The following is a 12557-nucleotide window of genomic DNA, read 5'->3' as shown; positions in this document are numbered from 1 at the left end:
ATTCGTCTAATTTCCAATTAACTCTACCGCATCTCTGCCATCCAAATCTTGCAAATAGACCTTGACTTGTTCGTCTTTTGCCGTGGGTAGCTGTTTGCCGATAAAATCTGGATGAATTGGCAATTCGCGATGACCCCGATCTACAAGTACCGCTAACCAAATCGATTCTGGTCTACCATACTCGTTCACAGCATTGAGGGCGGCGCGAATCGTCCGCCCTTTGTAAATGACATCATCTACTAATAAAACGATTTTGCCAGTTAGATCCAGAGGAATGTCACTCTTAGCTGGTGTTCGCACACCAATTTTGTCTAAATCATCCCGATAGAAAGTAATATCTAACGCCCCCACATGGACAGAAACACCTTCTAGCATTTCAATTTGACTAGCTAAGATTTGCGCCAAGGGAACCCCTTTAGTGTGAATGCCTAAAATGACCAACTGGGAAAGGTCGCGACATCTTTCCACAATTTGAGAAGCAAGGCGGGTAACTGTTCGCCGGAGTTCATCGGCTGAGAGGATTTCAACGATTTTTTGGGGCATATGTGGGGAAATGGGAGTGGGAGAGTGGGAGTCGTAGGGGCGGGTTTTGACAGGATATCCTTGAAACAATCGAGAATTGTGCAGATAAACCCGCCCGTACCGGGAGTCGGGAGTCGTAGGGGCGGGTTTTTGAAAGATCCCTGTAAAAAACAAATAACTCCGCGATTAAACCCGCCCGTACGGGAGTCGGGAGTCGTAGGGGCGGGTTTTGACAGGATATCCTTGAAACAATCGAGAATTGTGTAGATAAACCCGCCCGTACCGGGAGTAGTGAAAATACCAATTACCACTGATAACTGATAACTGATAACTGATAACTGATTATTTCGGGACTCCTGCGGTTAAGATTTCGTGTCCGGTTTCGGTGACGAGGACATCATCTTCAATCCGAATGCCGATTCCTTCCCAACGCGGATCGATCGCGGGTTGTCCTTCGGCGGGTTGAGTCTGCGGTACGATGTAAAGTCCTGGTTCTACTGTCAGTACTTGTCCTGGTTGTAAAATTTGGGGGGAGTCACCATGTTGATAAACACCGACATCGTGAACATCTAATCCTAACCAATGTCCGGTACGGTGCATGTAGAAAGGTTTGTATTTTTCTTCTTTAATTAAGTCGTCAATTTGTCCTTGCAGAATGCCAAGTTCGACTAATCCTTCGGTGAGGACGCGGACGGCGGTATCGTGAAAAGCGCTGTAGGGGTTGCCTGGTTGAACTTGGGCGATCGCTTGTTTTTGCGCTTCTAGTACAATGTCGTACAACGCTTTCTGTTCGCCTGTAAACTTGCCATTTACGGGGAAGGTACGGGTAATATCGGAGTTGTAATAACCGTAGGCGCAGGCTGCATCAATTAACAGTAAGTCGCCATCTTGCATCTGGCGCGTATTTTCGATGTAGTGCAGAATGCAAGCGTTTTCTCCCGAAGCCACAATTGAAGGATAGGCTACACCCGTCCCACCCCGCAAGCGAAAGATTCGTTCCATTTCCGCTTGAATTTCATACTCATAACGTCCTGGGCTGGCGATTTCTTGGGCGTAGTTATGTGCCTCAACAGAAATAGCAGCAGCTTGCCGCATCAATTCTAATTCTGCTTGACTTTTTACTAGTCTCATGCTGTGTAAAATTACGCCAGCATCTTCAATAGCGATTGGTCCCGTACCGCGTTTGGGATAAGTTGCCATGAGGCGCTGCCAGTGGTGCAGGACTTTTTCGTTAAAATTGCGATCGCGTCCCAGACGATAATAGATTTTATCTGCTTTTTCTAAATACTGCGGCAGCTTTTCGTCGAGTTCGGTAATCGGATAAGCTTCGTCTGCCCCATAGATTTCTTTTGCCCCTTCTACACCACAACGATAGCCCGTCCAAACTTCTTTTTCTCTTTCTTTGGGACGGACAAATAAAATAAAGCGGTGTTCGGCGTGGTGGGGTGCTAAGACGGCAACAGCTTCCGGTTCGTCAAACCCTGTTAAATAGAAGAAATCGCTATCTTGGCGATAGTTGTATTCTACATCGTTGTGCATGACTGCCATTGGCGCACTGCGAAAAATTGCCGTGCCGTTGCCAATTTTAGCCATCAACTGTTCGCGACGCTGGCGGTACTCTGCTTGCATAGCTGCTCGATCTGTATGCTTTTATCAGTATTGTAGATGGAACAGCTATTTTCAGTTATCAGTTATCAGTTATCAGTGACCGGTTAATTCTGACTCCTGACTTCTGACTTGTGTACGGGCGGGTTTACCAATTGTCTTTGACTCTGACCAGTATTTCTGGTGAACCAGCCCCGACAATTTTTGACTTTTAACTTTTGACTTTTGACTTACTAGCCAGCATATCCCTGAATGTTTTCTGGTTCAAACGATCGCAATATTCGCGTTGCCTGTCGGGTGAGTTCTTCTGTACCTTCTATGACAATTAGATACTTGCCTGCATTCAGGCGGTTGCGATAGGGTAATGCGTCACCACTGCCTACAGTTAACCCTACACCGCCACCAACGAAATACGCGCCTAATCCGCCGGAAACTGCACCTAAGACACCTGCGATGAGATGGTTGCCGATCGCGCCTAATGCTGGAATAATTTCAATGCCTGTGAGTAAGTTGAAGAGATAGCCTGCGGCAAAGCCAAAGGGGACGAGCCATGTTACTAGTCTACTTGCTCCTTTACGGGCTTGTTCGTTGGGGTTGATGAAACCAAATTCGTCTGCACTTTTGTAGCCTTGACCGAGGATGTTAATTTGCTCTTTGGGTAGTCCTTCTTTTTCAAGTGCTGTATAGGCTGCTTCTGCTTGGATGCGGTTTGGTAAGACTGCTACTAGATAATTCATGGTTTTAAAGAAAATGTCACGCAAAGGCGAGCCAGCACCGTGCGCGGGTTCCCCCCGTTGAGGTGACTGGCGTAGCAAAGGCGCTAAGTGTTGCCTTAGATTTTTGTAGGGATTGGGAAGGTTTTTTAAGAAGACAATGTGCTAGTGAAAGTCAATAATAGGTTGGAGAAGTAGCATAATTGCACCTACAATTACAAAGGACAGAGTTGTCCAAAAAAAGATTCTCATAGTGTTTTCCTAAATTATTTAGATATTATCTAGCTGAACAAATATAAATAGATATGGCATCTTTCTATAGAGCCACTTCCGAAATGTATGTGTCAGACTTTAGATAGAAGCGATCGCGCTTTGGCAATGTACTGGAAAATTCACGGAATTGGCAATAAAACACTTGTCGTGTGCTTTATGATGTAAGGCAATCGCTAGTTCGCGATCGCTGGCTGTGTTGATAGTTATGCTTGGTTTCAGCGTAACTTCTGTAAAGCGTCCGCTACCATTATCGGTTTCCATCATCGTGCCAGTAGGGTTATCAATATAACTAATAACAACAATCCCAGCTTCGGCACATAAATGCAAATACCAAAGCATATGACAGGTAGAGAGTGATGCTACTAGTAATTCTTCTGGATTATATCGGGTAGAGTCACCGCGAAAAGCTGGGTCTGATGAGGCTAAAATTGTTGGCTTTCCAGCTACAGAAATCTCGTGATTGCGTGTATATGTTTTGTAATGACTCGTTCCTTGTCCTAGATTTCCAGTCCATTCAACTTTGACAGTATAAGTATGTGTTTTGGGTTTCATTTTGTGAATAACCCTTCGTAGAAGATAATAAAAAAGATGCGAAATTTCGCATCCTACAAGAAATTTAACTTAGCATAACTTTCAGCGATCGCAACACTAGCACTGATTCCATTGCACCCTTTTCGATCTATTGCCCCCCTTTTTAAGGGGGGTTGGGGGGATCTTTCGTGCCGAAGTTTGAAATCAATGGTAAATCTTTAGCGATCTATCGACTACTATTAGGTGCTTGAACTTTGCGATTTTGGCTGCGTTCTAGCATTTGACGCGCATCGGGACTGGGATTATAGTTATATCCCATAGATGACGATCGCTCTGAATCGTCGATAATTTGAGGAGTCAACAACACGATGACTTCTTGACGTTGGTTCGTCTTATTAGTACTTCTAAACAGTGCGCCAAGAATCGGAATATCTCCTAGAATGGGAACCTTATCGACGCTGGTTCGGTCTGACTCTTGAATGATACCTGACAAGATTAAAGTTTGATTATCTCGCAGGCGAATTAGTCCAGAAGTCAGCGATCGCTCGTTAATTAAAGCAATCAAATTACCAGTTGGATCTGCATACTGATCTTGTACTGCTCTGACTGTAGGAGCTACAGATAGGGCAACAAAACCATTGTCATCTATTCGTTCGATCTTAATTCCAACGGTCAAACCAACTCGCTCTTTTTGAATTGTCGTGGTATCTTGACCGAGACCACCCGTACCCTGACTAATGGTTCTGGTGACGTTACCCACCACTTCTTGGGTTAGGTTGACAGCAGCTTGCTGTCCCTCTTGAACGATCAGGGTAGGATCGGTCAAAACCTTAGCATTGCCACTTGTAATTTGAGCTTGCAAACGAGAGAGAAATTGTCTGGCGAACCCTGGAGGAGCGCCATTGAAGACACTCCCAGACGCGGGGTTTCTCACACCAAAGTTGATGATTCCACCAATACCGCGACTGTTTTGAAAGAAAGTGTCACCCAGCCCAAACGAAAAGCTAGTATTAATGTCTTCAGTTGCTAAGAGGTTAATATCAGCAATCTTGACGTTAATTGCAACCTGACGACGGCGAGAGTCGAGTTGGATTAGTTGAGCGCTAGCCACCTGAACTTGCTTGGGAGAACCAATCAGTGTAACGGAGTTCGTCCGCTCGTCACCGACGACTTCTAATCCCCGTAGTAGGGGTGTAGAGTCTTGAAAATCGATCCGTTGGGTTTCGATCCGCGTCTCTGTACTGGTTTGGGTTTGGGTTGCGGGAGCTTGTCCGCCACCTACAGGTACGGCTTGAACGCTGGTGATCGTGCGTTCGCGGCTGACGGCACTTTCTGCACCCATTGCGACCAAAAAGTTAAGTGCTACGCCTACCGTGACCTGATTCAGCCTGTAGCTGCGCGTGACTAGATTACGAGCCTCATTAGGCAGTCTGGGACCGACAAAAATCGTGCGTCCTTCCCGATTGGCTTGCAAGCCTGTAATCCGCAGTACGTGATTGAAAACATCCTGTACGGATTCGTCTTGAATATCGAGAGTGACTTTGGGTCCCTCAGCTCCCCCCGCTCCAGGCGCAGTCGGAGCTGGTTGACCTTGTTGTCCTTGAGGTGTGGCTGTCGTGTAAGCTAAGTTGAGACCAGCAGCACGGGCGAGTAAGGAGAGGACTTCGCGCACGGGAGCATCCCGTAAGACTAGGCGCGGGACTCGTTCTTGGCTACCAAGATCGATCAGAGCCGGAGAAGCATCGGTGTTGGAAATTGCCATATCTCCCACTGGTGGGGCAACCGCTCTAGGCAAGAATGGCGGTTGGGCTTGATTCCCGCGCATTGCTGAGGGTGGTACTGGCTTTCCGTCAACTGTAATTTCTGGATTGGGAAAAAGGGGTTTTTGAACTGTTACCGATTGCCCTGGTTTCAATGTCGTACCAGTTGTTGGAGCGGGTTTTGCTTGGGCAATCCTTTCTGGCGTAGAGCTAACGCTAAACGTTACACTTTGACCATTACGTTGCATTTGACCGCTGGGAGCATTGGTAGTACCAGTGACCATCAGCCGGATGCTACTAGAGTCGAGTCGCGTCACAATTACTGAATCAATACCTGGTGCTGGCTTGGCTTGACGAAAATCTTTTCCTGCGGGTAAGTTCAACTGAGCGTTACTAATATCTGCAACTAGAGTATTACCCTGCTGGCTGGTTAAGACTTGGGGGCGAGCCGCTGTGGAAGTCTCCAAAACCACATTTAAGCCGTTATTTGTAGGATCTAGCTTGACTGCTGTTACCTTTGCAGGTTTTGCCCATACTGGCGGCGCTGCAACGAGTGCGACTGCTACCCCGATAAATAGTATGTTACTACCTTGAAGCTGTTTCACAGTTCTGTTTCTACTTTGAGTAAAGTTTAGGTATTCTACGCGCATTGCAGGCGATCGCCCTAAATTTGAAAGCTAGTAAATGCAAATTCGCCTGACAATTTACAGAAATAGAATGAGTTATAACAGTTATCAGTTATCAGTTATCAGTTATCAATTTCATTCCTTGGATGAAAGAACTATTTTTTCAGAACTGGAAAGCGCTTTTGTAAGATCGATTCTTCATCATGCGCTTGATAACTGTTGGCTGAATTAATGGGATAATTTCACCTGAAAAACTCCACAAGCAAGCTAACTTTATTTCGGCATTTTTCCCAAGCGAATTTTCACTTATAATTCCTTGTCTTCATCTTGGTATTATCTCTAATCTCAGTAAATGTACGGTAATTTTGTTACATAATGATATCTACAAAATTAGATAATTAGGTTGCGATCGCAATCCCATATCTTATATCCAATTCCAAATATGGGGCAGATTTAGTAGCGTTCTCGAATTTCTCCCGAGATTTCACTGGAAAATCAGCCCCTATCGAAAATTCAAAATTATAAAATCTATGAACTTTGATAACTTAACTACAATATCTATAAGGGCTGGATTATCGATTTCTTTAGTTAAATCCAGCGATTTTTGATAAACCCGCCCCTACAAACTGACCGATCTTTAATTCCGAATTTCCGAATTCCGAATTCACTTTTTCTCTTCTGCTTTCTTCGCCGCTGCTGCTGCCGCTGCTGCTGCTTCCTCTGGAGATACGGGAATCAGTGCCTGTAATTTAAAGGAAGTATCGATATTTGGCGCACCGCCAGCACGTTTTCCATCCTTATCGGTAGCAGCTACCATTGTTGATTGATAGTCTCTCACAATTAATAATGGTTGCAATCGTTCAATACTTCGGAGAATCGCTTGAGTTTGGTCAAATGTTCCAGAGATATTAATATCAACTATTCGACGTTTGAGTTTGCCATTGACATCAGCACCAAGCGAACCATCTGAAATCGTTTCAGCTGATTGATTGGCGGGCGTAAATTTTTTCAATTTAGCAGTAGCGTTTTGCTTGCCATTAACCGACTGTACGAGTCGATTCAGGTCGATGAGTAAAGTATCGAGCGTACTTTCGCTAGCAAATAAAGTTAAAACATCTGCTTTTTGCTGTTTCGCCTTCGCTAATTCTGTTTCTACTTGCTGCTTCTGCGCCATGCTAGCGGATTTTTGCTGCACCAAGTTTTGCTTTTCATTTTGTTTTGCTGTTAGCTCGTCATGCTTTTGCATTGCTGGCGTGACGAACGAAGTAAACAAATAACCCCCTAAACCAAGACCAACAACTGCTAGCAGCGCTCCGCTAATCGTTGGAGTTAGAGTCACGCCAAAAACAGTAGGATAGGACGGTGCAGCCTCAAGATCTTCTTCTACAGAAATAAATTCTTCACTAATCGTCATGGTTGAATGACTCCTTTTTGTTGCAGGGTGCGAATCCGAGTCACCAGTCCTAACGTCCCTTTACGCTCTAACTCTTGGAGCAAATCGGCGGCTGGGACATTACTTAAGTTAGATTGAATTGTATATCTCACAAGTGACGGTGGTTTTACGGCTGATTTTTCATTTGATGCCGCAGCCTCGGCTAGTTCTGCTGAAATAATTCGCGTGTCAGTTGCTTGGAAGAACGCTGACTGTTTCAGAGTTAGTAGGAAATCGTTAACATCGCTAAACGATCGCGCCTTGCCAGTAATTTCAATCCCACCAGCTGGGTTCGCGGCTGGTGGTGGAGCCGCATTACCCGCTGCCGCAGGTGGTTGTGGTGCGCCAGAGGAGGCGATCGCCGGAATTTGCTTGATCGATTCAATTTGTACCGCTCTAGGAATGCGATCGCGCAAGTCTTGTAACATTGCCGACCAAGGGCGAATTTGGTTGAAAACAGTAGCTAATGCTTTCGTATCCGTTTGCAATGTGCTAGTTTCAGCCTGAATTTTTTTCAATTCTTCTTCTTGCAAGCCCAAGCGGTTTAACTCTGCGTCTAACGCAGCTAGTTTGTTTTCCATCTGGGTGTTTTGCGTTTGTAACAATAACCACCAAGCGCCAACCACCACTGGAATCACAGCCGCTACAGCCGCTCCAACAAATAGAGGTGTTTGACCGACCGCTGACATCCGCGTTTTGCTTCCACCAGTCGCAAACCCTGACTTCTGGGGGGCGCGGTCTTTTAGAAAATTTACGTCTAAACTATACATTGCCCCATGCACCTCTGAGTCCTAAACCGATCGCCGTTCCCAATCCCGGTCTTTGCATTGGAGTAATTTTCTCCTCGTCTACATCTAAAGACAGTGCTGCTACCGGATCGATTGGCGCTGTGGGAATGTTTAACTTTTGTTGGAAAAATTCACTCAAGTTGCCCAAACCACCGCCAGGTCCGCACAAAAGAACCTGTACCATTTCCAAATTTTCACTTTGACTAAGGTAAAAATCAATCGAGCGACGCAATTCGTCTGCTAATTCAGCTAAAACTCGCATCACTGCCAAAGTGCCAGAATCTACATCTGGCATATCTTCTGGTTCGTCATCATCATCCCCACTAGTCAGTGGCAGATTGAATGACTCCAACATTTGAGTGTCCCTAGATGCAGGTAAATTCATCGATCGCAGGAGCGCGCTCTGCATTTGATACGTCCCAATGGGAATAGTACGGGAAAATTGCGGCACTCCATCAACAATAATGGCAATTTCTGTATTATCAAATTGGACATCGACGAGCGCTACGCCTTCGTTCGTGCTATATGTCCGTAATTGCTCCCGAATCGTGCGAATTAAGGCAAAACTGTTAATTTCTATGACATTAACTTTTAACCCTGCATGTTGGAAGGTATCCATATAGGTGTCTGTCACTTGCTTGCGAGTCGCCACCAGCAGCACCTGTACCTTCTCAATTCCATCTTCATCGACGAAGTAGCCTAGCTTTTGATAGTCAACATCAGCTTCTTCGCGCGGGTAGGGTAAGTACAAACCAGCTTCGTGATTCAGTACCATTTCCCTCAGTTCTTGGTCATTTAGCTCTGCTGGCAAGGGAATTAGCCGCACGATCGACTCTCGCCCAGGCACGGCTGTCGCTACCCATTGGGCTTTGATTTTAGTTTCAGTTAGTGCCTTTTGAATTAATTCTGCCAGGGCTGGAGGGTCAGCAATTTGACCATCTTGAAACAGCCCTTCTGGAACCGGGGTGGAGGAAAAAGCTGTCAGTTTGTAACCCTGTCGCTGCTTTTTCAGTTGAGCTATATTAATTCGTTCAGGAGCTAGTTCAATGCCAACTCCACATCCACGCTTTGTCAGTAAACTTTTGAGACGGTCAATCACTGTTTTACTACTTGTCTATGAAGTAAAGAATTAGTCTAGCTGAAAGACTTGATACTCATTACAGCTACTCAATTTAACCTAGAATCACCAAGCTTGTTCAATGAATACATACGATCTTAAAAATGTCAATGACCAAAAGACTTGTAAATAGGTTACAACCATCGAAGTTAATAATTCTTACCTTATTAGGTTTTGTTTTGAGTTGGGTAGTCAGTTGCGGTAGTGGGAACGTCGCTACTCAAACATCTCAATCTAACTCTAACAGCCAAGAAATTGAGTTTTGGACGATGCAGTTGCAACCGGAATTCACCGATTTTTTCAACCAGAAGATTCAAACTTTTGAAAAAGAAAATCCTGGGATGAAAGTCAACTGGGTAGACGTACCTTGGTCGGCAATGGAAAGCAAAATCTTAACTTCAGTTGCAGCGAAAACAGCTCCAGATGTCGTTAACTTAAATCCAGATTTTGCCTCCGTGTTAGCTGGTCGCAACGCTTGGTTGACATTGGATAATAAAATTTCACCCGAAGTACGTTCCACTTATTTACCTAACATTTGGCAAGCAAGTACGCTCGACGGCAAAAGTTTCGGCATTCCCTGGTATCTCACCACGCGAGTGACGATTTGTAACAGCGATTTACTCAAACAAGCAGGTGTCGCCAAGCCGCCAGCAACTTATGCAGAATTGGCGCAGGTTGCTAAGCAAGTTAAAGAAAAAACTGGTAAGTATGCCTTTTTTGCCACGTTTGTCCCAGAAGACTCATCGGAAGTGCTGCAATCTTTCGTTCAAATGGGGGTAACGTTGGTAGATGACAAAGGTAAAGCAGCATTTAATACAGCCGCAGGCAAAGCTGCTTTTCAGTACTGGGTAGATTTGTATAAACAGGAACTCTTACCCCAAGAATCCTTAACTCAAGGACATCGCCACGGCATTGAGATGTATCAAGCAGGAGAAACAGCTTTATTGGGGACGGGAGCAGAATTTCTCAAAACAATTTCGACTAACGCCCCAGAAATCGCGAAAGTTTCTGCTGTTGCACCAGAAATTACCGGAACCACAGGTAAAAAGAATGTCGCCGTCATGAATCTCGTGATTCCCAAAGATAGCGATCGCCCCGACGCAGCGATAAAATTTGCTTTATTTGTGACCAACAGCGATAATCAACTCGCCTTTGCCAAAGCCGCCAACGTCCTTCCTTCAACAATTCCCGCCTTAGCTGATAGCTATTTCAAATCCGTGCCTACAGGCGATAAATCTGAAATGGATCGGGCGCGGGTGGTGAGTGCTAGCCAGTTAAAACAAGCAGAAGTGCTAATTCCCGCAATGGAAAATATCAACGTCCTCAAACGCGCCATTTACGAAAACCTCCAAGCCGCCATGCTGGGAGAAAAAACAGTCGATGTGGCGATCGCGGATGCTGCGAAAGAGTGGGATGCTAAGGCTGGGAAATAACGGTTCTTATGTAGAGGCGCACAGCTGTGCGCCCCTACCTTGCGGTTTGTAGAAAATAACCGACCAAATATAACGAACCGCATAGAATCATTAAATTTGATGATTTTGTCGCCGCTTCTAATCCAGCGAACAGATCTGGATAAGTGTAACAAGTAGCTAGTTGGGGACAAACTTCACGGGCTAGCTTTGCTAGTATTTCAGGATCGGCAGTACTATGGTCTGGAACGGGAACGAGATGTAACTCATCCTTGGGGCGCAATAAGGCACGAAAAATATCTGCATGGTCTTTAGTAGATAGCATCCCCATCACCCAACAAACAGGTTGTTCTAGCGTATCGACATATTGACGTAAAGCTTGCGCCGCCGCTGGATTGTGCGCCCCATCAATCAGGAGTTGACGATTTTGCCAAGTCGTCCATTGCAACCGCCCCAACCATTTTGCTTTTCCCATCCCATTTGCGATCGCCTCATCCGAAATTTTCCATCCCTGTTGCTGCAATATTTGTAAAGCGGCAATTGCCAAGGCGGAATTCATCAGCTGGATGTCTCCGAGTAGAGGTAAGGGGTATTTGAGGTTGGTAGTTGGTAGTTGGTAGTTGGTAGTTGGTAGTTGATTTTTTTCTCCCTCGCTCCTCACTCCTCGCTCCTCACTCCTAAACTCTGCCCATCCAGGCTCAGTCTGGCGTGAGGGGAGGGGAAAGATAGCGGGACATCCAAGTTCTACGAGACGCGATCGCACGACGGTTTCTGCTTCTGGGGGTAATTGTCCGATAACTGCGGGACAGTTGGGTTTGAGAATTCCTGCTTTTTCTCGGGCAATATCTGCTACGGTTGGTCCTAGCTGTTGCCAGTGTTCGCGGCTGATGGAGGTAATAACTGTAACTAAAGGGCGATCGCAAACGTTGGTAGCATCTAATCTTCCTCCTAAACCAACTTCTATGACTGCAATATCTACCTGAACTTGGGCAAAGTACAACCAAGCCGCAGCAGTAATAATTTCAAATTGAGTTGGGGCAAATTGAGTTGGGGTTTCCTCGTCTGGCGAAATTGCCTGCTGGACTTGTAGCAATATTTGCTGTAGCGTTTTTGGTGCGATCGGTTGTTCGTCTAAGCAAATGCGTTCCGTCCAATCTACTAAATGAGGCGAAGTATAGCGTCCGACTCGATAGCCTGCTTCTTTGAGTACGGCAGACAGGTAAGCGCAGACAGATCCTTTACCGTTCGTCCCTGCTACGTGAATGACTGGAACTTGCTGCTGAGGATTACCCAGATTGGCTAGCAGTCGTCGAATTCGTTCTAAACCGAGATGTACGCCAAAGCGCTGATATGGTTTCAGGATAGAGTCAATGTCTTTATTAGTCATTGGTCATTGGTCATTAGTCATTTGTCGTTATTCTCCCTTGTCCCCCTCACTCCTCACTCCTCATGCATCCACTTTTTGACAGATGAAGTTCTCATTTGGGTAAGTAAGGTGGTTATTAGTTACGAGTTTGAATTTGGAGGGTAAATCTATGACTGCTACTGGAAGTGAAAGAGCAATGAGCAATTTAGAATACGATTTGCTCACAGCGTTGCACCATAAGGCTGAAGCTGTCAAAGCATATGAAACATACATCAATGACGCTCAGTCAATGGATTCTCAACCTTGTGTAGAGTTGTTCCAAAAATTACGCGAACAAGATAAACAGCAAGCGCAAGAAATCCGCCAACATCTACAAGAAGTGATGCAAAAAGGCAAGATGTAGAATAGTCATTCT

The 12557-nt window shown here is 45.4% G+C and carries 11 protein-coding genes; 2 read left to right on the top strand and 9 right to left on the bottom strand.

All coding sequences use genetic code 11. The annotated features are described in order from the left end of the window. Nucleotides 1-6 precede the first annotated feature (6 nt). From pyrR to pilM, 8 genes are all read right to left on the bottom strand, one after another. Complete coding sequence (pyrR, locus tag QH73_RS16815) at nt 7-543, bottom strand: bifunctional pyr operon transcriptional regulator/uracil phosphoribosyltransferase PyrR (protein ID WP_039717038.1); 537 nt, start codon at nt 541-543, stop codon at nt 7-9. Between the two features lie 321 nt (nt 544-864). Then, a complete protein-coding gene (locus QH73_RS16810) occupies nt 865-2151 on the bottom strand; it encodes an aminopeptidase P N-terminal domain-containing protein (protein ID WP_039717039.1) in 1287 nt (428 codons plus the stop codon). Nucleotides 2152-2360: 209 nt separating this feature from the next. Beyond that, nucleotides 2361-2864: a hypothetical protein gene (locus QH73_RS16805; RefSeq protein WP_039717040.1), complete on the bottom strand. Its 504-nt coding sequence runs from the start codon at nt 2862-2864 to the stop codon at nt 2361-2363. A gap of 327 nt (nt 2865-3191) precedes the next feature. Continuing rightward, nucleotides 3192-3665, bottom strand: coding sequence for an OsmC family protein (locus QH73_RS16800; protein WP_039717041.1), 474 nt, complete (start codon nt 3663-3665; stop codon nt 3192-3194). A 205-nt stretch (nt 3666-3870) separates the two neighbouring features. Continuing rightward, nucleotides 3871-6009, bottom strand: a complete 2139-nt coding sequence (locus QH73_RS16795; protein ID WP_039717042.1) for a secretin GspD/PilQ domain-containing protein — start codon at nt 6007-6009, stop codon at nt 3871-3873. 685 nt (nt 6010-6694) lie between these two features. Continuing rightward, entirely contained in the window at nt 6695-7444 is a 750-nt protein-coding gene (locus QH73_RS16790) for a pilus assembly protein PilO (protein WP_039717043.1), read from the bottom strand. Next, on the bottom strand, nt 7441-8232 hold the full coding sequence (locus tag QH73_RS16785; protein WP_039717044.1) for a PilN domain-containing protein: 792 nt from the start codon (nt 8230-8232) through the stop codon (nt 7441-7443). Before QH73_RS16785 ends, QH73_RS16790 begins: the two co-directional genes overlap by 4 nt. Further along, nucleotides 8225-9349: a type IV pilus assembly protein PilM gene (pilM, locus tag QH73_RS16780; RefSeq protein ID WP_039717045.1), complete on the bottom strand. Its 1125-nt coding sequence runs from the start codon at nt 9347-9349 to the stop codon at nt 8225-8227. The genes QH73_RS16785 and pilM overlap by 8 nt, the downstream gene beginning before the upstream one ends. A 128-nt stretch (nt 9350-9477) precedes the next feature. Here pilM and QH73_RS16775 point away from each other — a divergent pair, with 128 nt between their 5' ends. Further along, nucleotides 9478-10800 (top strand): ABC transporter substrate-binding protein, encoded by a 1323-nt coding sequence (locus QH73_RS16775; RefSeq protein ID WP_039717046.1) that lies wholly within the window; start codon nt 9478-9480, stop codon nt 10798-10800. A gap of 34 nt (nt 10801-10834) precedes the next feature. On the opposite strand, the gene QH73_RS16770 is transcribed toward QH73_RS16775, so the two are convergent. Next, nucleotides 10835-12163 (bottom strand): bifunctional folylpolyglutamate synthase/dihydrofolate synthase, encoded by a 1329-nt coding sequence (locus tag QH73_RS16770; RefSeq protein ID WP_039717047.1) that lies wholly within the window; start codon nt 12161-12163, stop codon nt 10835-10837. 148 nt (nt 12164-12311) lie between these two features. Between QH73_RS16770 and QH73_RS16765 the strand changes: the two genes are divergently transcribed. Next, nucleotides 12312-12545, top strand: a complete 234-nt coding sequence (locus tag QH73_RS16765; protein ID WP_015155438.1) for a hypothetical protein — start codon at nt 12312-12314, stop codon at nt 12543-12545. Nucleotides 12546-12557: the final 12 nt, after the last annotated feature.

Source organism: Scytonema millei VB511283 (genome assembly GCF_000817735.3).
Lineage (GTDB): Bacteria > Cyanobacteriota > Cyanobacteriia > Cyanobacteriales > Chroococcidiopsidaceae > Chroococcidiopsis > Chroococcidiopsis millei_B.
This window is presented reverse-complemented; position numbering and strand designations above follow the sequence as displayed.